This window comes from uncultured Sulfitobacter sp. (assembly GCF_964021855.1).
Lineage (GTDB): Bacteria > Pseudomonadota > Alphaproteobacteria > Rhodobacterales > Rhodobacteraceae > Sulfitobacter.
The window spans coordinates 441,456-466,629 of record NZ_CAXHZD010000001.1 but is presented as its reverse complement, the minus strand read 5'-3'; the positions used below and the strand labels follow the sequence as shown (position 1 = coordinate 466,629).

Below are 25,174 nucleotides of genomic sequence, written 5' to 3'. Positions count from 1 at the left end.
CTGTTAATCCCACCTGAAAGGATCTGAACGATGTATGCACAGATGATCAAATCCACCGGCGAAGGCGTCAAATCCCTCGACGAAATGGATCCGCAAGAACGCGCCTTTCAGGAACGGATTAACGCAGGCGGCAAAATTGAACCGAAAGACTGGATGCCGGACGGGTATCGCAAGAACCTGATCCGGCAGATCGGCCAACATGCCCATTCTGAAATCGTCGGCCAACTGCCCGAGGGTAACTGGATCACCCGCGCGCCCACGCTGGAACGCAAGGCGATCCTGCTGGCGAAGGTACAGGATGAAGCAGGCCACGGTTTGTATCTTTATTGTGCCGCCGAGACCCTTGGCGTCACCCGCGACCAACTGACCCGCGACTTGTTGTCGGGCAAGATGAAATACTCCTCGATCTTCAATTATCCGACCCTAACATGGGCAGATATGGGCGCTGTGGGCTGGTTGGTTGATGGTGCCGCGATCATGAATCAGGTGCCATTGCAGCGTACATCCTACGGCCCCTATGCCCGCGCGATGGTCCGCATCTGTAAAGAGGAATCTTTCCACCAGCGCCAAGGCTACGACATCATGATGAAAATGGCGAATGGCACAAAAGCGCAGAAAAAGATGGCGCAGGACGCGTTGAATCGTTTCTGGGGCCCCGCACTGATGATGTTCGGCCCGTCTGACGAAAATTCGGTCCATTCGGCGCAATCCATGGCGTGGAAGATCAAGATGAACAGCAATGACGAGCTGCGCCAGAAATTCGTCGATGAATGCGTCCCGCAGGCCGAATATCTGGGCCTGACCGTCCCCGACCCCGATCTGAAATGGAACGAGGAACGCGGGCATTATGACTTCACCCAGCCCGATTGGGATGAATTCTTTGACGTGCTGCGCGGCAACGGCCCCTGCAACAAGGAACGCTTGGCCGCGCGGAACAAGGCGTGGGATGACGGCGCATGGGTGCGTGACGGGCTGATGGCCCACGCCGCGAAAAAGCGCGCAGCGAAACTGGCAGCGGAGTAATTTGACATGACCAACCCCACACAAGAATGGCCCCTGTTCGAAATTTTCATCCGTGGTCAACACGGGCTAAGCCACCGCCACGTCGGATCACTGCACGCGCCTGACGCCGAAATGGCGATCAAGAACGCCCGCGATGTATATACCCGCCGCAATGAAGGCGTCAGCATTTGGGTCGTCCAAGCCTCTGATATCGCCGCCTCCTCGCCCGAGGAAAAAGGGTCGCTTTATGAGCCTGCCAACGACAAAGTGTATCGCCACCCGACGTTTTTCGACATCCCCGATGAAGTGGGTGCAATGTGAGCGACCACCTTTTCGAATACCTGTGCCGCATGGGCGACAATACGTTGGTGCTGGGCCACCGCGTGTCCGAATGGTGCGGCCATGCGCCCGTCCTCGAAGAAGACATCGCGCTGGCCAATACGGCGCTTGATCTGATCGGGCAAACGACCCTGTGGCTGGACCTAGCCGGAGAGGTTGAGGACGCAGGCCGCGATGCCGACAAGCTGGCGTTTCACCGAGATGTTTGGGATTTTCGCAATCTGTTACTAGTCGAACAGCCTAACGGTGATTTCGGCCAGACCATGATGCGCCAGTTCCTGTTTGACGCGTGGCATCTGTCGCAATTGCACGCGCTGATGGACAGCAGCAACACACAGATAGCCGCCATCGCCGAGAAGTCATCGAAAGAGGTAACCTATCATCTGGAACGCGCCACCGACACGGTGATTGGTCTGGGCGACGGGACCGAGGAAAGCCACACCCGGATGCAGGCCGCATTGGATAAATTGTGGCCCTATGTCGGGGAAATGTTCACCTCAGACGATGTGGATGCCGCGATGGTTGATGCGGGCATTGCGCCCGATCCAACGTCGCTTCGGCCTGCCTATGACGCGCTGTTGGACGATGTGTTCACCGCCGCCACGCTGACGAAACCGCAGGATGATTTTGGGCATCAGGGTGGTAAATCAGGCAAGCGGCATTCCGAACATCTGGGCCATATGCTGACGCAAATGCAATGGCTGCAACGCGCCTATCCGGATGCCACATGGTAGTCGAAAGACCCACGTTAGAGACTGTTTGGGGCTGGCTTGACGCTGTGCCAGACCCCGAAATTCCTGTCATATCCCTGACCGATCTGGGAATTATCCGCGATGTCCAATGGCAGGATGATACGCTTGAGGTCACGGTAACGCCCACCTATTCCGGCTGCCCCGCCACCACGATCATCAACCTTGATATCGAAACCGCCTTGCGCGGGCATGGGATCGAAAAACTGGCTCTAAAGCGGCAACTTTCGCCTGCTTGGACGTCAGATTGGATGACGGATAGCGGCCGCGCCAAGCTTGAAGGTTACGGGATCGCCCCGCCCCAACCCGCCGGCGGTCCGCAACACTGCCCCCGCTGCAAATCCACGCATGTGGAAAAGATCAGCCAGTTCGGATCGACCCCCTGCAAGGCGCAATGGCGTTGCACCGACTGTCTGGAACCCTTTGATTATTTCAAGTGCATCTGACCTATGAACCAATTTCTCCCCTTATTAGTGACTGATATTCACCACACGATCCGCGATGCGGTGGTACTGACACTTCAGCCCGAAGACCCCAGCGCATTTGATTTTACCCAAGGCCAATATCTGACGTTCAAGCAGGATTTCGACGGTACAGAGTTACGTCGCAACTATTCGATCTGTGCCGGATTGGATGATGGGGTGTTGCAGGTTGGGATCAAACGCGTTGACGGCGGGGCCTTTTCCACCTTTGCGAATGAAACGCTCAAGGTCGGGGATACGCTGCACGCGATGCCGCCCCAAGGCAAGTTTTTCACCGCGTTAGAGCCTGATATCTCGAAGAATTACCTCGGGTTTGCAGGCGGGTCGGGGATCACGCCAGTGTTGTCGATCCTGAAAACGGTTTTGATGCGCGAGCCGCAATCGACCTTTACGCTGGTCTATGCAAACCGCGCCGTGAACACGATCATGTTTCGCGAAGAGCTCGAAGACCTCAAGAACCGCTTTATGGGGCGGCTGAGTGTGATCCACATGCTTGAATCTGGTCAGGACATTGACCTGTTTACAGGGCGCATCGATCAAGCCAAATGCGATGCTTTGTTCAAGACCTGGATCGACATCAAAAACATCGATACCGCGTTTATCTGCGGGCCGGAGCCGATGATGCTGGCCATTGCAGAATCTCTAAAAACCCACGGGTTAGAGCCTGATCAGATCAAATTCGAGCTGTTCAGCGAAAGCCAGCAAGGGCGTCTGGCCAAGCAGGAAATGGCCAAGCGCAGCGAAGACCAAGCCCTTACGCAAGTGACCGTAACCATTGACGGTGCCGCCCATAGTTTCACCATGACCAAAGGCCAATCCGTGCTTGAGGCTGCGCTGGAAAACAATCTGGATGCGCCATTTGCCTGCAAGGCGGGCGTTTGTTCAACCTGTATGTGCAAGGTGACCGAGGGCGAGGTTGAAATGCTGTCGAACCACGCGTTGGAGGATTACGAAGTCGAACGCGGCTATCGTTTGAGCTGCCAAAGTTATCCGGTCAGCGACACCCTCGTTATCGATTACGATCATCACTAAGGAGCCTATCATGCGCGACATTCAAAGCTTTGGCGCTGGACAGTGGATCAATCCGGGGGCCGGTTCGCGCAGCATCGCCAGCGCCATTACCGGCGAGGTGATCGCGCAGGCGGGGAATGACGCGCTGGATATTCAGGCGATGTTGTCGTTTGCCCATGATGTTGGCGGCCCCGCCCTGCGCAAACTGACGTTTCATGACCGCGCCAAGATGCTCAAGGCGCTAGCTGGCTATCTAAAAGACCATAAACAGAGCCTATATGACCTGAGTTTCGACACCGGCGGCACCCAATTCGACCATATGATCGATGTGGATGGCGGTATCGGCACGATGCAGGTTTATGCCGCCAAGGGCCGACGCGAGATGCCGGATGATCAGGTATTTCTGGATGGTCCACCCGAACAATTGGGCCGTGCGGGTCAGTTTATGGGCCGGCATATCTGTACGCCGCTGCAAGGCGTCGCCGTCCATATCAACGCGTTCAACTTTCCGGTCTGGGGAATGCTGGAAAAGCTCGCCCCGACCCTGCTGGCCGGCGTTCCCGCCATCGTGAAACCCGCAACGGCGACCTGTTATGTAACCGAGACGTGTTTTCGGCTGATGATCCAGTCCGGCATCCTGCCAGATGGCGCGATCCAATTGGTGACCGGCGGGTTGGGCGATATGCTGGATCACCTCGATTGTCAGGATGTGGTCAGCTTCACGGGCTCTGCCGAAACCGCAAACAATCTGCGCAGCAATCCCGCGTTGTTGGAACGGTCGGTTCGCTTTGCGTCCGAGCAAGATAGCCTGAATGCGTCCGTGTTAGGGTCTGATGCGGCCCCAGGAACGCCCGAATTCGATCTGTTCGTCAAAGAGGTCCAGCGCGAGATGACCGCGAAAGCTGGACAGAAATGTACGGCCATTCGCCGGATCATGGTGCCAGAGCCGCATATCGACGCAATGATCGCCGCAATTTCCGCACAACTGGCCAAGGTGACCATCGGTGATCCACGGTTGGAAACCACAAAAATGGGCGCGTTAGTCTCGCAATCTCAACGCCGTGACGTGCTGGAAAAGGCCGCGCTGATCGGGGCGGAGGCCGAGCGCGTCTTTGGTGACCCTGACAGCTTTACCGTTGATGGTGTTGACCGCGAAAAAGGGGCATTCGTCCCGCCGATGCTGTTCTATTGTGCAGACCCAGACGACGCGGTCCGTGTTCATGATACCGAGGCATTTGGCCCGGTCTCGACCATCATGCCCTACCGCGACACCGACCATGCGATTGAGCTGCTGAACAAGGGCAAAGGATCGCTGGTCGCCTCTGTCATCACCCGCGACGGGGATATCGCGCGGCAAATGGCGATGGGCGCAGGTGCGTTCCACGGGCGGCTTTACTTCAACAACCGCACATCCATGGCCGAGGCGACAGGCCACGGTGCCCCCCTGCCCCATATGGTGCATGGCGGGCCGGGGCGTGCGGGCGGTGGCGAAGAATTGGGCGGCATCCGTGGGGTCATGCATTACATGCAGCGCACCGCCATTCAGGGCAGCCCCGACATTCTGACCGCCATCGGAAAACAATGGGTGCCGGGTGCAACTGAGATATCCGACCGCGATCACCCGTTCACGCGAGTCTTTGGCGATCTTGATCTGGGCGAGACGTTCAATTCCGCCAGCCGGACCATCACGCTGGACGATATCGAAACCTTTGCGCATTTCACCGGCGATACGTTTTATGCCCATATGGACGAAGATGCTGCCAAGGCGAACCCGTTCTTTCCGGGTCGCGTGGCCCATGGCTATCTATTGCTAAGCTTTGCGGCGGGCCTGTTCGTGCAGCCCGATCCCGGCCCCGTCTTGGCGAACACCGGCTTGGATAATCTGCGCTTTATGGCCCCTGTTCAGGCGGGCGACAGCATCAAAGTACGGCTTAGCGTCAAGGCAAAGACCCCTCGCAATGACGAATATGGTGAGGTACGCTGGCATGTAACCCTGACCAATCAGAATGATGCCGCTGTGGCCGAATATGAACTGCTGACGATGAATGCTTACTGATGATTTCGCCCATGCGACCTCTGCGCTGAAAAAACTTGGCGGGCAGCGGGTCTGGTCCCTGATGATCAGCCTGTTCGGTGATCTTGCGCGGCGCGAAGGCGATGTGATCGATGGGCCTGTGTTATCCACAATCATGGCGGCGATGGATGTCCGGCCCGAGGCCGCCCGTGTCGCCCTGCACCGGCTGCGCAAGGACAATTGGATCGCGTCTGAAAAACAAGGGCGCATCAGCCTGCACAGCCTGACGCCCGATGGCCGCGCCCAAGCGGATACGGCAAGCGCGCGTATCTACACGCCCCCGGATGATCTGTGCCCGAGCTGGCAAATGCTGTTGCTGAAATCCACCGATATCGACAGCCTGGGTCTTGAGGGGTTCACCCAAGTGGGACCGCGCGTCTTTGTCGGCCCGGCAAATATCGCACCGCCAAAAGATGCCTATGTGACAGCCGGTACGGACGCGCCTGATTGGCTTAAGGCCGAGTTAGAGCCGCAAACCTTGACCGAAAGCTACACCCAGCTGCATACGGCACTGACCCATGCGGCGCAAAATCTGCCCGCCCCGGACGCACTGACCCCGCTTGAAATCGCGACCCTTCGTTGCTTGATCGTGCACAACTGGCGGCGGCTGGCGCTCAAGCATCCGGCCTTGCCAAAACCGCTGATCAGGGATGATTGGGTCGGGTTTAAAGCCCATGTTCTGGTCGCTGATCTGCTGGCGCGTTATCCACAGCCCGACCCGACGCAGATTGCCACCGCTTAACCCTCGCCAAAAAGCGGTGCTTTCCCAAAGCGCGCGAGGGCGATATAGGGATGGCATGACACATAAAGTACACCAAAATGACCTGCCAGACGGCCTTGATCTGGGTGCAATCGTCGCGATTGATTGCGAGACTATGGGCCTGCATCCACACCGCGACCGTCTGTGCGTTGTGCAGCTTTCTGGCGGGGATGGCCGCGCGCATCTGGTGCAGATCGCCAAGGACCAGACTACCGCGCCCAACCTGTGTGCGCTGCTGGAAAACCCTGACGTTCTCAAGCTGTTTCACTTTGGCCGCTTTGACATCGCCGCGATGCTGAACCGGTTCGGGGCCAAGGCCGCACCCGTCTATTGCACCAAAATCGCCAGCCGCCTTGTACGCACCTATACCGACCGTCACGGGCTGGCAAAGCTGTGCCAAGAATTGCTGAGCGTCGATATTTCCAAACAACAACAATCCAGCGATTGGGGTGCGGAGAAGCTGACCAAAGCACAAATTGATTATGCCGCGTCAGATGTATTGCACCTGCACAAGCTGCGCGATGCGTTGAACGTGATGCTGCTGCGCGAAGACCGCATGGACATCGCGCAAGCGTGTTTTGATTTTCTTCCCACCCGTGCCCAACTAGATCTGGCAGGCTGGCCCGACACGGATATTTTTGCACACGTATGAGCACCCCATTCCTAGATACCGCCCGGCGCGTGATCCGCACCGAGGCTGACGCGCTGACGGCTTTGGCTGACAGTCTGGATGATCGGTTTCGTCAGGCAATTGACGTGCTGGTCGCCACCCGTGGCCGTGTGATCGTCACGGGCATCGGCAAATCCGGCCATATCGCCAAGAAGATCGCGGCGACCCTCGCCAGCACCGGCACGCCCGCACAATTCGTCCACCCCGCCGAGGCAAGCCACGGCGATCTGGGGATGATCACCGGCGATGATGTGGTGTTGGCGATTTCGAATTCCGGCGAGGCCCCTGAACTGGCCAACCTGATCGCCTATTCGCGGCGTTTTTCCATACCCTTGATCGGCATCACCAGCCGCGAGGGCAGCAGCCTTGGCGCGCAATGCGATGTAGTTTTGTTGCTGCCCCAACTGCCCGAGGCCTGCGGCACCGGCGTTGTCCCCTCGACATCGACCACCATGACATTAGCCATGGGCGATGCGGTTGCGATTGCGCTGATGGAAAACCGGTCGTTCACAGCCGAACATTTCCGCGAATTCCACCCGGGCGGCAAATTGGGGGCGCGGCTAAGCCGTGTGGCCGACCTGATGCACACAGGCGATGCCCTGCCCATGGTCAAAGACGACGCACCGATGTCTGACGCCTTGATGATGATGAGCAGTAAATCATTCGGCGTGGTCATCGTGACCGATGCCGCGGGCACCCTTGCCGGGATCATCACCAGCGGCGATTTGGGCCGTCATCTGGATGGGTTGATGTCCAAGACCACACGCGACGTCATGACAGCGACGCCCGTCACGATTGCGCCTGATGCACTGGCTGAAAAGGCGGTTGCGATGATGAATGCGCGCAAGATCACCTGCCTGCTGGTCGTTGAACCGGATGGCAAGAATATCCCAGCGGGCCTGATCCATATTCACGACTGCCTGCGCGTCGGACTGGGGTAACCAAAGTGCAGGGGGACCGCTACACCAGAACAGTCTCTTGGCTAAAGGTGCTGTTCCCGCTTATGGCCCTGGCGCTGCTGTCGACCTTGTTCTTGCTGTCGCGCGCCATTGACCCGGGTGAGGCTATCCCGTTCGCGGAAAAAGAGATTCAAGAAAGGCTGCGCGACCAACAGATCACCGCGCCCTTCTTTACCGGTTCTACCGCGCAAGGGGACGAGCTGATGTTCTATGCCGACGTCCTGACCACGCCGGAAGGAAAGATTGGCGCAAACAAAGCGGAAAATATCCGCGTGACGATCAAAACGGCGCAAGGCACCACCTATCGGCTGCAGTCTGGCGAGGCCGAGATCAACCTGAGCCGCAATACCGCGCAACTGACCAATGACGTGATTATCATGACCTCGAACGGGTACCGCATGACAAGCGATTTCATGACGTCGGGCCTGTCGTCGCTTAGCATCAATTCCCCCGGCCCCGTCTACGGCACAACGCCCGAAGGCGTGCTTGAGGCGGGTTCAATGACAGTCGAACAATCAGAAGATGGCGGTGCCACCCAATTGTTTTTCACAAATCGGGTGAAGCTGATATATAAACCGAAACCTTTAATAGAGTAACCTGCGTGAAATACCTTCTGCTGCCGCTATTTTTGTTGTTCACCGCCATGTCTGTGGCGGCTCAAGGGGCCAATGTCGCCTTTGGATCGATCCGCCAGGACACCAGCCTGCCGGTCGAGATTACGGCCGATAACCTGTCGGTCGATCAGACCACAGACACAGCGATTTTCACAGGAAATGTATTGATCGGTCAGGGTGAAATGCGGCTGACGGCGGCGCGTGTTCTCGTCGTTTATCGCGCTGAATCCGAAGGTATCGCACGGCTTGAGGCGACAGGCGGCGTTACGCTGGTATCTGGTGCAGATGCTGCCGAATCGGAGCGTGCGGATTATAATATCGACAGCGGAACCATCGTGATGTCCGGCAATGTTTTACTGGTTCAAGGGCGTAATGCGCTAAGCTCTGAAAAGATGAGCGTAAATCTGTCTGACGGCACGGCGCAAATGACGGGGCGCGTTAAAACGGTCCTGCAAACAGGTAACGACAACTGATGCCAACGCCCCCATTGACGATAGAACAAGGCGGCGGCGGGCTGCGGATCGAACATCTGCGCAAGTCCTATCGCAAGAAAACCGTGATCCGCGATTTTTCGATGCATCTGGACCGGGGCGAGGTCGTGGCGCTGCTTGGCCCCAACGGATCGGGCAAAACGACGACATTTTATGCGGTGGCCGGGTTGGTCATGCCCGAAGGTGGCACCGTCACCATCGATGGCAAGGATGTCACTACGCTGCCCATGTACCGCCGTGCGCAACTGGGCATCGGCTACCTGCCCCAAGAGATGAGCATTTTTCGCGGGTTAAGCGTGCAGGACAATATTTCGGCCATCTTGGACATTTCAGTGCCCGACGTGCGCAAGCGCCGTGAACGGCTTGAGGCATTGCTGTCCGAATTTTCCATCGAACACCTGCGCCGCGCCCCCGCGCTGGCGCTGTCGGGTGGTGAACGTCGCCGCGTTGAAATCGCGCGCTGTCTGGCCGCCGATCCTAAATACCTTTTGCTTGATGAACCCTTTGCCGGTGTCGATCCGATTTCCGTTGATGACATCCGCCATCTGGTCGCTGATCTGAAGAAACGCGGCATTGGCGTGCTGATCACCGATCACAATGTGCGCGAAACCCTCGAGATCGTGGACCGCGCTTATATCCTGCACGAAGGCAAGGTTCTGATGTCAGGCACTCCGTCCGAAGTTGTTCAGAACGAAAACGTGCGGCGCGTCTATCTGGGTGACAATTTCCGCATTTCTTAATTTTTGATGAAATTGCTCAGCTGATTTTCGCACAATTACCTACCAGATTCATTTGACAATCAGTGTCATTCGGGCGCTCAATAGGGATATGGCGACACTGCGTTCCATGTTTGTCCTATCTGACCCTTTCAACAAAGGGCCGATGGCATTCAATCTGGACAGATCGTCATTCACCCGCATCTGACCCCGCCCCACGCCGCGAATTTCGCGGTTTGTGACGCAGTTCAGAACGATATGAATAAGGAGAGTATATGCGGTACCAAATCAGTGGCAAACAGATCGACATCGGCGAAGCCCTGCAGACTCATGTGAAAACGGAACTGGGCGAAGCGGTGAAAAAATACGCAGAGCGTCCAACGGATGCGAATGTCGTCTTTTCCAAGTCCGGACATGAATTCGTGTGCGAAGCAACGGTGCATCTCTCGACTGGGCTGACCGCTTCGGCCAAAGCTCATGCTACTGATATTTATGGATCTTTTGATTCGTGCGCAGCCAAAATGGAGAAGCAACTTCGTCGCTACAAGCGTCGGTTGAAAGATCACCACAGAGAGCGGTCGGACCCTGTTGAACTTTTCGGCGCTTCCTCGTATATCCTCGCCTCAGAAAGCGATTCAGATGCGCAGGAACCCGAGTCCCTCCAACCGATGATCATTGCCGAAATGCAGACAAAAATCGCAAACTTGTCTGTCGGAGAAGCCGTGATGCAGATGGAGATTTCAGGATCACCTGTCGTCGTGTTTCGCAAAGAGGGTAAAGAAGGCATAAACGTTGTTTACCGTCGTGATGACGGAAACATCGGCTGGATCGACCCGTCCTAACACAACGGATCGCACGAAGGCGGCCCAGAACTGAGCGAGCAGAATGAATTTTGCGACACTCCTAAAGCCGGGGGCTGTAAAAGTCCTGACGTCTGCATCAAGCAAGAAGCGCCTGCTCCATGATATTGGTGAGCTGGCGTTTCATGCCTATGGTATGGATTCCGGTGCCGTAATCGAGGCGCTTCAAACGCGCGAATCCCTTGGTCCGACAGGTGTCGGTCATGGGGTTGCGCTGCCGCATGCGCGGCTGGAAGGGTTGGATTCTGTTCTGGGTGCATTTGTGCTGTTGGACAAACCGATCGATTTCAATGCAGTCGACCGCCAGCCGGTCGATATCGCCTTTGCATTGTTCGCGCCGGAAAATGCCGGTGTTGAACATCTCAAGGCGTTGGCGCTGGTATCGCGGACCCTGCGCGACCCGTCTGTCTGTTCCAAGCTGCGGGCCAACCCTGAGCCTGCGACGCTGTACACCATCCTGACCGAATCGCAGGCCACGCAAGCGGCCTAGCCCCGCGTTATTGCCAGCTGTCGAACCCGAACATCATATAATCACGCTGATATGCGTCCGAGGCGAGCTTCTCGATCTCGGCATCATAGATGTCTGACAGCGCAAACGGGGTGGTTGCCGGGCGTAGCGTGATCGCTGGTGACGTCGATAGACCCACGTCCTCGGCCAGCTCAGCCAGTTCATGCGCAAGATCCGCCTCGCGAATAATGCGGTCAGGCAGGGCAAATTCGCCAAAGCCCTGCAACGCCTGCGCTTGGCTACACCACGCCTGATCGACACGAATGGCGGTCTGCCCGTTCAGGTTCCCCTTGAGGAAAACCAAGAACGCCTTGAACGCCGAACGATGCGCATCGACGTCATAGCTCGCATCCGGCTCCCCCTCGGGCAAGGGCAGTTTATAGCGGCGGATCAGGTTGGCGCGCAGCTGGGTATAGCTGCCCTTGCCCGTCGTGACGATGTGGCGGCAAAACGCGTCATGGGCACGGTCCACCGGATGGCGCAGCACGGTAAAGCTGCGATGCCCCACATTGCGCCGTTTCCATTGGCGCAGGTCCTTTTGGTTCATCTTGCTGCGCAAATCGTCGCGGCCAACGCCATCGACCGCAGCCAACCAATCCAACACCTGTGGCTCGGGCCCGCTGCGCAGGGGCAGATACAGCAAAGGTGCATCAGCTGCCGCGACATAGGACGGCACCACCGGCCCCCGGCGCGGTTCAAAATTCGGGGTGCGGGTCAGATCGAAACGGTCAAGCCGCCCAAGCGCGGCCAGCATGTCATCGTAGTTGTTGACTTTGGTCGAGATATGATCAGGGTTTTGTTTTTTCAGGCTTTTGTCCAAGCCTTCCAACACCTCGTCCACACCCAAAAACCGTGCCAGCCCGTTCATCACATCGACATTTTGCAGGTCTTCATAGGCGATATAGAACGCCGTTTGCCCCAAGGTCTGAAGACGGTTCAGCAACAGCAATTGAAACGCCTGCAATGCCTCTAGGTGGGCGGAAAATTCTGCCTCGTCAAATACGGCTTGGCCCGCTTTATGCGCCTTCATATCGGTCAGTTTCCACTGGCCGGTGGCCCGGGCGATTTTCCAGCTGACATAGCTGTCGACGGGATTACGCGTCAGAATAACCTTGGCGCAGCTGTCGTCGTTTAGCAGGGTGTCCAGCACACGGGGGTCATGGTCGTGAAAATAGCGAAAGCCGCCCAAGCCTGTTGATGTATTGCGAATGGCAGACAGCAACACAGTGGGGTCGGTGTCACGTGTTTCCTGATCGACGCCTAAAATATCAGTGGCGTTCGGATAACCGATAAAATGCGGGTTAAACGCCTCTCCATGGCAACTGATACCCTCGAACGCGTTCAGGTTTGCCTCCAAAAAATTCGACCCGGTCCGCATTTCGGCAAAGACGACAAAGCTTTCGAATTTGGGTGCCATGGTTATTTCACCAGATAGGGCTTGCGCGGCGACGGTTGAGTAGCGGCAACACCCCGTTCAACCGGGAAATCCCCCATAAGATGCGGGTGCATCCCTTGGTTTTTGAGGTTCTGCAAGAACTGCCCGAACCCGGAAAGATCAACCATTTTAGGCACTTCTGAGATGCGTTTCAGCTTTGCATGGCCAATCTCGTCCAATATCCCCTGAAGCGGCTCCATCGGGGCTTCGATAAATTCAGCCATGTTCCAGATCCGCACCCGTGCCTTGGTATAGGGCGAGCGGAGGATATTCATGTGTTCGTTTTCAATCTTTTGCAACGCGGCGGCGGTGCGACGGATGACCGAAAAATCCTTGTTTGACCGGAACAGGGGCACAGACCACGCACCGGTGATCACAGAAACCTGCGCATTGGGGTCTTTTGCGATCCGCCAGCAGACATCCTGATTGTCGCCGGGCCCAAACTGAAAACACTGCCGTTCGCCACGTGTGTTCCAGATCAGGTTGGTCAGAAATGCCTTGGCATTATAATCGCGTACCGTCGCACTGTCGCTAAGCGCGCCGTTGATCGCGGTTTGGTTGTCGGCATAGTGAACCCGATCCGGCGCGAACAGATGGCCATGCACCCGCGACCCCGTGGATTTCGCCAGCCATGGCTCGAAATTCTCGAACAGCTCAGAAAACCCCTGAAACACGGAATAGGGCGCGGCGGTCACGCCATTTTCCCAGTCTTCGTTGGGAAAGCGGCTTTGCATATACAGGCCCGAACGCCCGCGGGTCCGGCGTTCAACCGCTTTGGCAAAAATCCGGTCGATCTTGCCGGGGTTCGGTTCGGTCTTGCTCAGCGCGTTATCTTCATCCGTCAAGAACGCGTTGTACAGGCGATCTGCATAGGGCCAGACCTTGCGCGCGACAAAGCAATCCGAGCGGCGCAAAAGCTGCAGGTGATCATCATAGAAAATATGCGGCTTTCCCTGAAAGTCGAACTTGGACAGGGTCAGTGATCGGCTTTCAACTTTGGTCGAATACAGCCGCGATAGGGTCTGGAAATAGCTTTCGTCGGGGATCCAGACACGTCGGAAATAGGTATCATATGCCTTGCGATCGGGGTCTTGCAGAATGGCCGACAGCGTCTGACGGGTCAGGCACCACCATTGCGACCCCATATGCGGGACAACCCCGTTAGGCATCTTTCGTTTCAGGTTCAGGCCACGCTGGATGGCGACGGATTTATCAAACAAGAACCGCTGCCGTTTCCATGAGAATGGGAAATGCATGGTAAATCGTTCTTCGTCCAAACCACCGACGGTCCATGGAACGTCTGCGGTTGTGGCGCTTTCGATAAAGTCGGTTCTTGGCCGCGCGGCAAGATAGTTAATCAATTCCTTGACCGGGCGCAGCGGCAGGCAAGAGCCTGATGCAAGGTACACGTGGCGCACATCTTCGAACTGCGCCAGCATCATCTCTGATCCGGCTTGCGATGCCTGGACGATGCCCCACGTCCCCCATTCGCAGCGGAAGCGTTTGCAAAACGCCAAATCCGGCACATCCAACAGGCTGCTTACAAAGTTATCGTAAACCTTGCGCGGTACGCTTTTGTCGACATGGATCACAACGGGGCAGCCGGCGGCCGACCAATGGCGGGCGACTTGCTCCGCACGGCCAAGGGCCGTGTGCACCAACATGACGACACCGACCGTCATGCCCAGTTCCCCTTGGACATGAGGCCCAAAATCTCCAGCTGGCGCCAGTTGATATAGCGTTCGGACCATTTGCACCAAAGCTGGGGATCCGTTTGCAGATTATCGGCATAGGCCTTGTATTCGACCGACCCCGCGTAATGCTGGCCGCGCTCAAGCTCCTCAAGCGCCTTGGCGCTGAAGGTATCAAGGAATTTCGCATGTAGCAGCACGCCCGATGCTTTTTCCCCGCCCCATTCATCATAGACCTGGTTCAAGCCACGCGGCAGCAGCATATGGGTCGAACTGACATAGACATAGCGCCGGTCCCATTTGACCAACGGCACCTTGTTCAAGGCAGGTGCCTTTTCAGGATCGTCCTTAAAGAACACACGCGCACGCGGCCCGCCCTGAATCCACAGATTTCCAAAACTAAAATTGCGGAACATTGAATAGTTTCCGCTGTCGAACCACGATGCAATTTCCATCGGGTTCTGGCCGGATTGATAGGGCTGTTCGTCCAGACGCCCTTTTGGATACATATCAAGCAGCATCGCAGAAAAGGATTTGATCGACGACGCATCCAGCCAATCGGTCAGCGCGCGCAAGGGGCGTGTGTCGCAAAACGGATAGATCAGAAATTCATCCGGATCGACCGTCAGCGTCCAATGCCCATGTGCATATTTCATCTGCAACCAGTTCAGCCAGTCAGCCCCAAACCGTGCACGTTTATAGCTGGCCCGCGCGCCCCATACCGATACATCGGGTTGCTGTGCCAGATATTCAGCCGATCCATCGTCGCTGTCATTGTCCACGATAAAGAAATGGCCGACACCCATTTTGCGGTAGTAATCCAGAAAATACGGCAGGCGGATTTGCTCGTTTCGCTGGGTGCAAAACAGCAAGATATCATCAGGCTTGATCTGGTTGGTACGGTTCACGATCTGCTTTAGCTCGCGGCGTTTACGAAACGCGCGAATGCGCCATCTCTTGCGCTGCAGCCGAAGCCGATATGACTGAATTATACCCAAAAACTGCCCTTCATTCTCGGGGTGTGCTTGCCGCCCTTACCAAAGTTGCCCACGCGCGGACAGCCTATGCTCTCGGACTTAACACTATGTTGAAATGTTTTTTCCACGTCGGCCCTTGGAGCCCCCTCGGGGTTTCTTGCATTTCAGCTGTGTTCGCCCAGTTTTTTATGATCCTTGTCCACTGATAGTGATCGGAAACGCTTGCGTAAACAGGGATGTCACCCAAAAACTCGTGCAAAACGTCCAGATCGTTACATAAAACCGGTGTTTTCAGCATCAGCGCCTCAAGCGGCGGTAGGCCAAAGCCTTCAGCCAAGCTGGGGAAAAGACTGCCAGAGGCCGATTGCACCAGCGCCGCAAGGGCCGGGTCAGACAGGTTTGAAACTTCACGCACCCGGCTGTCGGGGCCCAACGCGTCAAGTCGCGCAAACACTGCGTCATTGTTCCAGCCGCGCGCGCCACAGATCAGCAAAAGCGGTGCGTCAGGGCCCATTTCATCCCATATATCCAGCAGAAACTTATGGTTTTTGCGCGGCTCAATGGTGCCGACAGTGACGAAATAGGGTTCTGCCGGGGGCTGGCCATGCGGCAGTTCAGACGGGTCAGGTTTCGGCAAAACTGTTCCCAGATGCGCGACAATACCGGCGGGCGTTTCGCCCCGCGTCGTCATCTGCGCCTCGGCTTTGGCCTTGGTATCTGCCGAATTATAAATGACACGATCAGCCCATTTTTGTACGTTTTTCAATTTGTCTCTGAACGGTTCAACGGAACCGGGGCGCTGATACTGCGGGTATTCAAGCGGGATAACATCATGAATAAGAACGTTAATATCGAGCCCATGTTTGCTAAGCGTCGATAACACGCGCCGCGAAAGATTGCTGTGACCCACATTGAAATACTGGCAGGGGTCGGGCAGGTTTTTGATCAACCGTGGCAGTCGCCAAACAGCAGTACGCGCGATGGCAAGCCGCCTGAAATCCGCCTCGGCGCGCCTTACCTCCATCGCCCTGCCGCGCCGGAGCCGCGACAGCCCGTCAGGCGCACCCCAATCGACACGCCCGCCAATGCGGTCCTGAATGCCCTGCAAGCCCGCGCGGTCCAGCAACAGATAGCCAAGCGGCGTGCGCGCAAGGCCAAAGCACGGGGTATCATCGGACAGAAACTGCGCCAGATACGCCTGTTCGACCCGATCCACACCCGTCGCCATACGTCTGGCGCGGCGCAGGGTCCGCGTGACATCCAGCAAGCGTGCGGCGGGCATATTATGAATTGTAGTGGCCAGTTTGATGCCATCTCCATGCGTCAGAAATCATTTGCGACATGGTCGACCGCTTTGGTGCCCATCCCAGTTCCGCTGCCGCGCGGGTTGATCCTGAAACCAGCTTGGTGCAATCGCCGGGGCGCCGCGCGCCTTCTTTGATCGGTACCGCACGATTGGTGACCTCGCGACTGCGATCAATCACCTCGCGCACCGAAAAACCCGTCCCCGTGCCAAGGTTAAAAACGCGGCTGGGTTTGCCATCCAGCAACCAATTCAGCCCCAAAACATGCGCATCAATCAGATCGCAAACATGCACATAGTCGCGAATGCAGGTGCCATCAGGTGTATCATAATCGGTGCCAAAGATGGTTAACGCGTCCCGCTTGCCATCAATGGCATCCAGCATCAGTGGCACAAGATGGGTCTCGGGCTGGTGGAATTCACCGACCTCGCCGTCAGGATCAGCACCCGCCACGTTAAAGTACCGAAAGATCACGTTTTTCAGGCCATGCGCCACCTCGAAATCGCGCAGGATGTCTTCGATCGCGCGTTTCGATGCGCCATATGCGTTGATGGGCAGCTGCACGGTATTCTCATCCAGCACAACATTGTCGTGATCGCCATAGGTGGCACAAGTAGATGAAAATACGAAGTTTTTGCAATTGGCCGCGACGGCCGCTTCGATCAGGTTCAGCGACCCTTGAACGTTGTTGCGCCAATAAAGCCCCGGTTGCACCATGCTATCACCCACCTGGCTAAGCGCTGCAAAATGCATCACGGCCACAGGTTTGTATTCGGCAAAAGCTGCGTCAATTTCAGCGCGATTCAGCAGGTCACCCTCGACCATCGGGCCGAATTTGACCGCGTCGCGCCAACCGGTGACAAAGTTATCAAAGGTCACCGGCGTGAACCCGGCAGCGGCAAGCGCCTTGCAAGCGTGTGAGCCGATATAGCCCGCGCCGCCTGTCACCAATACATTTGCCATCAGTTTGCCTTTGCTAGACCCTTACTGAGCCGTTTTATCGACGCTCATGATATCTTGCAAATATCCATGCAGATCATCGCGCAGATCAGCACGGGCCAGACCAAAGGATACCGTTGCCTGCAAGAAACCGGATTTGGACCCGCAGTCAAAGCGTTGCCCTTTGAACCGGTAGCCATAGACATCGTTGCCCTGTGTCAGCTCGGCCGCAATCGCGTCGGTCAGTTGGATTTCACCGCCCGAACCCGATTTAAGCTGATTAAGATTGCGCAGCACGTTGGGCGACAGGATGTAGCGCCCGATTACGGCGAGGTTCGATGGCGCGTCTTCGGGTTTGGGTTTTTCTACCATGCCGCGGATTTTGACCAGTTCGCCCTGATCATCCGCCACGTCCAGCACACCATAGGACGACACGCGGTCAGGGGCGACCTCCATCGCGGCGACCATGTTACCGCCGGTTTCATTATACGCCTCGACCATTTGTTGCAGGCAGGGTTTATCGGCCGCAATCACATCGTCAGGCAGCATCACAGCAAAAGGTTCGTCGCCAATCAAACGGCGTGCGCACCAAACCGCGTGGCCAAGCCCAAGCGCCTTGTGCTGGCGGATATAGGCAATCGCACCGCTGTCCATGTTGGTGTTCTTCAAAACCTCCAACAGCTCGGTCTTACCCTTTGAGCGTAGCTCCTGCTCCAGCACGGGAGAGTGGTCAAAGTAATCTTCCAAAGCGCCCTTGCCCCGCGAGGTGACAAAGATGAATTCCTTGATGCCTGCCGCGCGGGCCTCATCAATCGCGTATTGAACCAAGGGGCGGTCGACCAAGGTCATGATTTCCTTTGGCACCGATTTGGTCGCCGGTAAAAACCGCGTGCCCAGCCCAGCCACAGGGAAAATTGCTTTTGTTACCTTCTTACGCATAGCAGCAGCCTTTTTTGTGCGTTATCGGTTTTGCCCTGCAAAACAGCAAAGCACTATATCCGTTTTGTTTGAATAGCTTGGCGTTAATATAGTCCGGATCTTCGTTTCGTCTAATGACTAAACCCTCTTTGCACGGCAACACGGCGCTTTTCGCGCTTTGCCTTCTTGGCTCTGGACGAAAGACTAATCAACTTATCAGTGCGCTCGACCTTACCGAACAGCCCACCCCTTTGCACCCACAATCCGTCATCGGAAAAGGAAAGTTGGTGAAATACCGCAGTTGGTGAAATTATCAGCAACGTCACGATGTGGCCCGCAGCCAGTTCGTTCAACGCCCGATTGCGATCGGCGGCAGCGGTAAGCGGCCTGCTTACGATCATCTTGGCCGGTCTGGGTACAGCGGGAAACCGCCGGAACGGGTCAATCCCATGTTTCGGCAGCGTAGTTGGTGCCTCTTTTCGGTTCTGTCCCTCAGCATATCCCAGATCCAGCTGCTTCATCAGGTGCTTAACGTCGCGTGGTTCCAGCTGGCCAGATTGCAGAAACCTAAGCACCCTCTTGCGTTGTTCATCCCGCAGGCTGCGCCATTGGGCAGGTCTTGCGTCCTCAGCCACATGTTTACGTTGGAAGACCGCCCAGCTTGCCCCGATGTCATACAGATCGGTCGGCACCCGCGCCGCCGACCGCATTCGGTTCTCGGCGTATCCATGATGCACCTCGGCGAGGGGGACAATCGACGTGGCATGGCCTGCCTTTGCCAACCGCATATTCAGATCGGTTTCATCCAGAAAATAGTGAAAGGCCGGATCGAAGCCGCCCAGATCAACCAGCACATCGCGTCTAAACGCCATATTAGTGCCTTCGGTCTTGATGGCGCTGGTTTCCGTTGGGCGCAAAACCGTCGCTTGATCCGTGTCCAATGTCAGGGGGTGGGACAGCCCGTGGTGATCAAGGCTGGCCGCCTTCCATTGAAAGGAAATCCCGTTGCGACCCCGGACATAGCCGCCCATCGCGGCAACGTCGCTTTGGCTGGCCTGTGCCACCAGACGGCGCAGCCACATCGGTTCGGGCACCGCATCATCGTCGATAAATGCAATGATGTCGCCAGCCGCATGGCCAATCCCCAGATTACGCGCAGCCGAGATATTGGGCACATCGAACGGCACCAGCTTTAACGCATCAGAAAAGGGTAAAGCAGCCGCCGAGGCGATACCGGCGGGGTCAGCGACAACGACGACCTCGAAGTTCCAGTATTGTAGTTGGGAAATGCCTGTCAGCGTGCGTGCCAGCGATTGTGGGCGTCCACGGCTGACGATCACAACGCTGACAGGCAGATCGGTCATTCCAGACCCATCTGCGCCATCATTGCCTCGATCTTGGGCACGTCTTCGGGGTTATTCAGCTCCCAGAACTGGCGGCCTTTTGCCTCAACCTCAACGCACAAAACCGTATGGCTGTTTTCCATAAACCGAAGCTGTTCAAGCCCTTCGAGTTGTTCCAGCGGGCCGACGGGCCATGACGGGTAAGCCGCCAGTGCATCGGGGCGATATGCATAGACACCAACATGGTGAAAAACCGGTGTCGGATCAGCGTCGCCATAGGTTTTCGAGGTGAAGGGCACCACCTCTTTCGAAAAATACATCGCGCTATGATCGGCGGCAAAAACCGATGTTGTGCCGCCTACGCGGCCCGCTTTGCGGTCGGCCAGCAAGCTGTTCAACGCAGCACCATCGCAGCGCAGCACTGGGGTCGCAATGCCCGCTTTGGGGGCGTTTATTAGACCCTGTACAAGGCTTTCGACGAACCAATGCGGGGTCAGGGGCGCATCGCCCTGAAGGTTTACAACGATATCATAGCCACCGCCCAAAACCGCATGTGCCTCGGCACAGCGCTCGGTTCCGTTGGCACAATCGACCGAGGTCATGACGACCTCGGCACCAAAGGCTTCGGCGGCGGTTTTGATCCGATCATCATCGGTTGCGACAACCACCTTATCGACGCCTTGCACCTCGCAGGCGGCGCGCCAACTGCGTTCGATCAGACTGCGCGATGTGCCGCTGGCCCCTTTGAGCATCGCCAAAGGTTTGGCCGGATAGCGGGTCGATGCATAGCGGGCGGGAATGACAATAAGAACAGACATCAGGAGGCCTTTAGCTCAACGCCCGGCGCGTGGGCGATAAAGAACGGGTTGGCGAAATCGGCCTTGCCGTATTTCAGCGGCGTCAAATCATCAAAGCGGACAACTGCCCCGCCCGCACCGTTCAGCACCGCGTGACCTGCTGCTGTGTCCCATTCCATCGTGCGGCCCACGCGGGGGTACAGATCAGCCTCGCCCGTCGCGATTAGGCAGAATTTCAAAGACGATCCCGCGCTTTTCATATCCTGCACGTTATACTTGGCGATGTAATCATCCGTCGCCTGATCACGGTGGGATTTCGATGCAACCACCATCAGCGCCGTATTATCCGCGGTAGAGACTGTTATCGGCGTGACCGGACCCATTTCATCTTTGGGGAAATCACCGGTTTCTTCGACCGCGCTGCCATCTGCCAGCGTAAAGAACATGCGCCGGCGAGCAGGGGCGTAAACAACGCCACGGGTCGGCACGCCCCCTTCGACAAGGGCGATGTTCACGGTGAAATCACCGCGACGGTTGATGAACTCTTTGGTGCCATCCAGCGGATCGACGATCAAAAACGTATCACCACGCGCGGAATGGGTTTCGGATTGTTCTTCGGTGACCAGCATCACATCCGGAAATGCGGCGCGCAAACCGTCCGAGATAATCTTGTCTGCGGCCTCATCGGCAATGGTGACCGGGCTTTCGTCAGACTTGGTCTTAACCTCGAAATCATCAGCGCCATAGATCTCCATGATCTTGTCGCCAGCCTCAAGCGACAGACGCCGCATAACTGTTACCAGCTTTTGATAATCCATAATGACGCGGTCCCCTGAGTTTCGTTGATTACTGTAAGCAAACCCCTTATGATTACAGATTGACGGAACAGCAAGAATTCCGTGCTAACACCTAAAGCATAGAGGCTTTTGAGATGTTCCAACACCGACGCGCGGCCAAAGGGCCATTGGCAAGTGCCCTGTCTATGGCAGAGCTGGTGTACCATTCTGTTGTCCGGCAGGTGCGCAAGCAGCACAATAACGCCTTTGCCGCGATTGGTATCAATATCTTTCAGGCGGTCATGTTCGTCGGCGTGTTTTATGTGATGTTTACGGTCCTTGGGATGCGCGGTTCGGCCATCCGGGGCGATTTCGTTATCTACATCATGAGCGGCATTTTCCTGTATATGATGCATACGAAAACGGTGACAGCCGTGGTCGGGTCCGAAGGGCCGGCAAGCGCCATGATGCAACACGCGCCCATGACAACCATGATTGCGCTGGCGGCGTCGGCGTTAGGGTCGCTTTATATCCAGATGCTTTCGCTGGTGATGATCATGTCGGTCTATCACCTCGCGTTTAATCCGGTGGATATCTACGACTGGTCCGGCGTGTTTGGTATGATGATGGTGGCATGGTTTACCGGCGTGGCCGTGGGGATGGTTTTGCTGGCGATCAAACCCTGGGCCCCTTCATTCACGACCATCTTTACGTCGCTGTACCAGCGGGCGAACATGATTGCGTCAGGCAAGATGTTTCTGGCCAACACATTGCCCACCTTCATGCTGGCGATGTTTGACTGGAACCCGCTGTTTCACATCATTGATCAGGCGCGCGGCTTTGCGTTTATCAATTACAACCCGCGCTACAGCAATTGGGAATATGCCGTCTGGGTCGGCGTGGTTTTGATGGTGATTGGCCTAATGGGCGAATTTTATACGCGCAAGCATGCCTCGGCCAGCTGGAACGCGCGCCGCTAGGTTATTCGACCACACGCAGCGTCAAATTGATGCGGCCACCCTTGGGCAGCAGCTTGGATGACCCTGCGCGGATGCGATCAACGCCATGGTGGTTCAACCGCGCCTCGCCGCCCATCACCACAACATCCCCCGATTGCAGCCAGACGCTGTCGGTCTTGCCGCCGCGTTTTTGCCCGCCGATGCGAAACAATGCCTCGTCTCCCAGCGAAACCGATACGACCGGCCATCTGAAATCGGCCTCGTCGCGGTCTTGGTGCATGCCCATTTTGGCGTCAGCCGCATAGTAATTGATCAAACAACATTCAGGCTTGCGATCCAGACCCGTTAAACGGTCCCAGATGGCCATGACCCGGTCGGGGATCGCAGGCCAGACCTGACCGTTTGGATGCGCCTCTGCATAGCGGTAGCCATCGGCGTCGGTCATCCAGCCGTATTTACCGGCTGACGTCATACGGACCGACATTTTTTGCCCGCCCGGCGTGACAGGACGAAAGAACGGGGCCGCTTTTACAACCGTGCGGACATCGTCCAGCACAGCCCGCTGCGCATCGGCATCAAGCAACGCTTTGTGGATTTCAAAGCCACGTAAACGCAAAACCGTCATTTATTTGCCTCTCCTAGCCCGAATACCGAAAAATCCACACAGATTCTCCTATTCCTTTCTCATGCAACGGTTGCAGGGTCCAGAACTGCTCCTTATATACCCATCGAACCGCTGAAGGCATCCGGCCTTTAGCGTACAAAGATCGGGGCGTGGGTGCCACAATGGGCCCTAGTCCCGTGTCATCGCCTTAACTCAATGAGGGATCAAATCATGGCCAAAGTAATTGGTATCGACCTAGGAACCACCAACAGCTGTATCGCCATTATGGACGGCAGCCAGCCTCGCGTAATTGAAAACGCGGAAGGTGCACGTACAACACCATCCATCGTCGCCTTTACCGACGATGAACGTCTGGTCGGCCAGCCTGCCAAGCGGCAAGCGGTCACAAACCCAGAAAACACAATTTTCGGCGTTAAGCGCCTGATCGGTCGTCGCAATGATGACCCGGATTTGGCCAAGGACAAAAAGAACCTGCCGTTCAAAGTCATCGACGGCGGCAACGGCGACGCATGGGTCGAAGCCAAAGGCGAGAAATACTCCCCTTCGCAAATCTCGGCGTTCATCCTTGGTAAGATGAAAGAAACAGCTGAATCGTATCTGGGCGAAGAAGTTAACCAAGCGGTTATCACTGTGCCTGCATACTTCAACGACGCCCAGCGTCAGGCCACCAAGGACGCAGGTAAGATTGCCGGCCTTGAAGTGCTGCGGATCATCAACGAACCGACAGCGGCTGCTTTGGCCTATGGTTTGGACAAAAAAGAAACGCAAACAATCGCGGTCTATGACCTTGGTGGTGGTACATTCGACGTAACCATCCTGGAAATCGACGACGGCCTGTTCGAAGTGAAATCCACCAACGGGGACACGTTCCTGGGCGGTGAAGATTTTGACATGCGCATCGTGAACTACCTTGCGGATGAATTCAAAAAATCCAACGGCGTTGACCTGACCAAAGACAAGATGGCGCTTCAGCGTCTGAAAGAAGCGGCAGAAAAAGCCAAGATCGAACTGTCCAGCGCAAGCCAGACAGAGATCAACCAACCGTTCATCTCGATGGGCAAAGACGGCTCGCCGTTGCACATGGTGATGAAACTGACCCGCTCCAAGCTGGAACAGTTGGTTGGCGACCTGATCAAAGCATCGATGAAGCCATGCGCCGCTGCGTTGAAAGACGCGGGCATCTCGGCATCCGACATCGACGAAGTCGTTCTGGTTGGTGGTATGACCCGCATGCCGCGCGTCATCGAAGAAGTGACCAAATTCTTTGGCAAAGAGCCGCACAAGGGTGTGAACCCTGACGAGGTTGTTGCCATGGGTGCGGCCATTCAAGCCGGTGTTCTGCAAGGCGACGTGAAAGACGTTGTTCTGCTTGACGTTACACCACTGTCGCTGGGTATCGAAACATTGGGCGGCGTGTTCACCCGTCTGATCGATCGTAACACCACGATCCCAACGAAAAAATCTCAGGTCTTCTCGACTGCCGAAGACAACCAGAATGCTGTGACCATCCGCGTGTTCCAAGGCGAGCGCGAAATGGCTGCGGACAACAAGATCCTTGGTGCCTTTAATCTGGAAAACATCCCGCCAGCACCACGCGGTATGCCACAGATCGAAGTGACCTTTGACATTGACGCGAACGGTATCGTTGCTGTTGGCGCGCTGGATAAAGGCACAGGCAAAGAGCAAAAGATCACGATCCAGGCTTCTGGTGGTTTGTCCGATGCGGATATCGAACAGATGGTGAAAGACGCCGAAGAAAACGCCGATGCAGATAAAGAGCGTCGCGCGCTGATCGAAGCGAAAAACCAAGCGGAATCGCTGATCCACTCGACCGAAAAGTCGCTGGAAGAGCATTCTGACAAGGTTGACCCAACCACCGTCGAAGCCATCGAACTGGCCATCGCGGCCCTGAACGATGAACTGGAAACCGACAACGTCGATAAGATCAAATCGGGCATTCAGAACGTCACCGAAGCAGCGATGAAACTGGGCGAAGCGATCTATAAGAACGCTCAGGACAGCAACGAAGACGTGGCCGAGGCGGCAGATGCGCCCCACGGTGATGACGACATCGTTGATGCCGACTTCGAAGATCTGGACGACAACAAGCGCACGTAAGTGTGCCATTGAAACCACTGATGGGGCCGGTCCGATTGCTGGGCCGGCCCGTCACGT

Annotated in this window: 26 protein-coding genes; 16 read left to right on the top strand and 10 right to left on the bottom strand. The window is 56.4% G+C overall.

Annotated elements, in window-relative coordinates; all coding sequences use genetic code 11:
* Positions 1-30: 30 nt before the first annotated feature.
* From paaA to AADJ11_RS02125, 14 genes are all read left to right on the top strand, one after another.
* Entirely contained in the window at positions 31-1,023 is a 993-nt protein-coding gene (paaA, locus tag AADJ11_RS02190; RefSeq protein ID WP_341232921.1) for a 1,2-phenylacetyl-CoA epoxidase subunit PaaA, read from the top strand.
* Positions 1,024-1,029: 6 nt separating this feature from the next.
* Positions 1,030-1,323, top strand: coding sequence for a 1,2-phenylacetyl-CoA epoxidase subunit PaaB (gene paaB, locus AADJ11_RS02185; protein WP_341232920.1), 294 nt, complete (start codon positions 1,030-1,032; stop codon positions 1,321-1,323).
* A gap of 29 nt (positions 1,324-1,352) precedes the next feature.
* Positions 1,353-2,075, top strand: a complete 723-nt coding sequence (gene paaC, locus AADJ11_RS02180) for a 1,2-phenylacetyl-CoA epoxidase subunit PaaC (RefSeq protein WP_341233649.1) — start codon at positions 1,353-1,355, stop codon at positions 2,073-2,075.
* Positions 2,069-2,536: a 1,2-phenylacetyl-CoA epoxidase subunit PaaD gene (gene paaD / locus AADJ11_RS02175; protein WP_341232919.1), complete on the top strand. Its 468-nt coding sequence runs from the start codon at positions 2,069-2,071 to the stop codon at positions 2,534-2,536. The genes paaC and paaD overlap by 7 nt, the downstream gene beginning before the upstream one ends.
* A gap of 3 nt (positions 2,537-2,539) precedes the next feature.
* Entirely contained in the window at positions 2,540-3,604 is a 1,065-nt protein-coding gene (locus AADJ11_RS02170; protein ID WP_341232918.1) for a 2Fe-2S iron-sulfur cluster-binding protein, read from the top strand.
* 10 nt (positions 3,605-3,614) lie between these two features.
* Positions 3,615-5,639: a phenylacetic acid degradation bifunctional protein PaaZ gene (gene paaZ / locus AADJ11_RS02165; protein ID WP_341232917.1), complete on the top strand. Its 2,025-nt coding sequence runs from the start codon at positions 3,615-3,617 to the stop codon at positions 5,637-5,639.
* A complete protein-coding gene (locus AADJ11_RS02160; RefSeq protein ID WP_341232916.1) occupies positions 5,629-6,399 on the top strand; it encodes a PaaX family transcriptional regulator C-terminal domain-containing protein in 771 nt (256 codons plus the stop codon). The genes paaZ and AADJ11_RS02160 overlap by 11 nt, the downstream gene beginning before the upstream one ends.
* A 55-nt stretch (positions 6,400-6,454) precedes the next feature.
* Positions 6,455-7,069 carry a ribonuclease D gene (locus AADJ11_RS02155; protein ID WP_341232915.1) on the top strand — a complete coding sequence of 205 codons (615 nt, stop codon included), beginning with the start codon at positions 6,455-6,457 and terminating at the stop codon, positions 7,067-7,069.
* Positions 7,066-8,028, top strand: a complete 963-nt coding sequence (locus tag AADJ11_RS02150; protein WP_341232914.1) for a KpsF/GutQ family sugar-phosphate isomerase — start codon at positions 7,066-7,068, stop codon at positions 8,026-8,028. Before AADJ11_RS02155 ends, AADJ11_RS02150 begins: the two co-directional genes overlap by 4 nt.
* 62 nt (positions 8,029-8,090) lie before the next feature.
* Positions 8,091-8,642: an LPS export ABC transporter periplasmic protein LptC gene (gene lptC, locus AADJ11_RS02145; RefSeq protein ID WP_341232913.1), complete on the top strand. Its 552-nt coding sequence runs from the start codon at positions 8,091-8,093 to the stop codon at positions 8,640-8,642.
* A 47-nt stretch (positions 8,643-8,689) separates the two neighbouring features.
* Positions 8,690-9,133 (top strand): lipopolysaccharide transport periplasmic protein LptA, encoded by a 444-nt coding sequence (gene lptA / locus AADJ11_RS02140; protein ID WP_341233648.1) that lies wholly within the window; start codon positions 8,690-8,692, stop codon positions 9,131-9,133.
* Complete coding sequence (gene lptB / locus AADJ11_RS02135) at positions 9,133-9,891, top strand: LPS export ABC transporter ATP-binding protein (protein WP_341232912.1); 759 nt, start codon at positions 9,133-9,135, stop codon at positions 9,889-9,891. The genes lptA and lptB overlap by 1 nt, the downstream gene beginning before the upstream one ends.
* Positions 9,892-10,142: 251 nt before the next feature.
* A complete protein-coding gene (gene raiA, locus AADJ11_RS02130) occupies positions 10,143-10,709 on the top strand; it encodes a ribosome-associated translation inhibitor RaiA (protein ID WP_341232911.1) in 567 nt (188 codons plus the stop codon).
* Positions 10,710-10,752: 43 nt separating this feature from the next.
* The gene (locus tag AADJ11_RS02125; protein ID WP_341232910.1) at positions 10,753-11,217 is read left to right on the top strand and encodes a PTS sugar transporter subunit IIA; all 465 of its coding nucleotides are present in this window, start codon (positions 10,753-10,755) and stop codon (positions 11,215-11,217) included.
* 7 nt (positions 11,218-11,224) lie between these two features.
* Here the strand turns inward: AADJ11_RS02125 and AADJ11_RS02120 are convergent, their stop codons facing one another.
* From AADJ11_RS02120 to cysQ, 9 genes are all read right to left on the bottom strand, one after another.
* Positions 11,225-12,652, bottom strand: a complete 1,428-nt coding sequence (locus tag AADJ11_RS02120) for a nodulation protein NodH (RefSeq protein ID WP_341232909.1) — start codon at positions 12,650-12,652, stop codon at positions 11,225-11,227.
* 2 nt (positions 12,653-12,654) lie between these two features.
* On the bottom strand, positions 12,655-14,352 hold the full coding sequence (locus AADJ11_RS02115; RefSeq protein WP_341232908.1) for a beta-1,6-N-acetylglucosaminyltransferase: 1,698 nt from the start codon (positions 14,350-14,352) through the stop codon (positions 12,655-12,657).
* The gene (locus AADJ11_RS02110) at positions 14,349-15,359 is read right to left on the bottom strand and encodes a glycosyltransferase family 2 protein (RefSeq protein WP_341232907.1); all 1,011 of its coding nucleotides are present in this window, start codon (positions 15,357-15,359) and stop codon (positions 14,349-14,351) included. The genes AADJ11_RS02115 and AADJ11_RS02110 overlap by 4 nt, the downstream gene beginning before the upstream one ends.
* 64 nt (positions 15,360-15,423) lie before the next feature.
* Entirely contained in the window at positions 15,424-16,620 is a 1,197-nt protein-coding gene (locus tag AADJ11_RS02105) for a glycosyltransferase family 1 protein (RefSeq protein WP_341232906.1), read from the bottom strand.
* A gap of 1 nt (position 16,621) precedes the next feature.
* A complete protein-coding gene (gene galE, locus AADJ11_RS02100; protein WP_341232905.1) occupies positions 16,622-17,605 on the bottom strand; it encodes a UDP-glucose 4-epimerase GalE in 984 nt (327 codons plus the stop codon).
* A gap of 21 nt (positions 17,606-17,626) precedes the next feature.
* Positions 17,627-18,520, bottom strand: a complete 894-nt coding sequence (gene galU, locus AADJ11_RS02095) for a UTP--glucose-1-phosphate uridylyltransferase GalU (RefSeq protein WP_341232904.1) — start codon at positions 18,518-18,520, stop codon at positions 17,627-17,629.
* Positions 18,521-18,630: 110 nt separating this feature from the next.
* The gene (locus AADJ11_RS02090) at positions 18,631-19,863 is read right to left on the bottom strand and encodes a glycosyltransferase (protein ID WP_341232903.1); all 1,233 of its coding nucleotides are present in this window, start codon (positions 19,861-19,863) and stop codon (positions 18,631-18,633) included.
* A complete protein-coding gene (locus tag AADJ11_RS02085) occupies positions 19,860-20,660 on the bottom strand; it encodes a manno-octulosonate cytidylyltransferase (protein ID WP_341232902.1) in 801 nt (266 codons plus the stop codon). The genes AADJ11_RS02090 and AADJ11_RS02085 overlap by 4 nt, the downstream gene beginning before the upstream one ends.
* Positions 20,660-21,457 (bottom strand): 3'(2'),5'-bisphosphate nucleotidase CysQ, encoded by a 798-nt coding sequence (gene cysQ, locus AADJ11_RS02080; protein ID WP_341232901.1) that lies wholly within the window; start codon positions 21,455-21,457, stop codon positions 20,660-20,662. The genes AADJ11_RS02085 and cysQ overlap by 1 nt, the downstream gene beginning before the upstream one ends.
* A 113-nt stretch (positions 21,458-21,570) precedes the next feature.
* Here cysQ and AADJ11_RS02075 point away from each other — a divergent pair, with 113 nt between their 5' ends.
* On the top strand, positions 21,571-22,395 hold the full coding sequence (locus tag AADJ11_RS02075) for an ABC transporter permease (protein ID WP_341232900.1): 825 nt from the start codon (positions 21,571-21,573) through the stop codon (positions 22,393-22,395).
* Between the two features lies 1 nt (position 22,396).
* On the opposite strand, the gene AADJ11_RS02070 is transcribed toward AADJ11_RS02075, so the two are convergent.
* A complete protein-coding gene (locus AADJ11_RS02070) occupies positions 22,397-22,999 on the bottom strand; it encodes an alpha-ketoglutarate-dependent dioxygenase AlkB (protein ID WP_341232899.1) in 603 nt (200 codons plus the stop codon).
* Between the two features lie 210 nt (positions 23,000-23,209).
* Between AADJ11_RS02070 and dnaK the strand changes: the two genes are divergently transcribed.
* The gene (gene dnaK / locus AADJ11_RS02065) at positions 23,210-25,117 is read left to right on the top strand and encodes a molecular chaperone DnaK (protein ID WP_341232898.1); all 1,908 of its coding nucleotides are present in this window, start codon (positions 23,210-23,212) and stop codon (positions 25,115-25,117) included.
* The last annotated feature ends 57 nt before the right edge of the window (positions 25,118-25,174 follow it).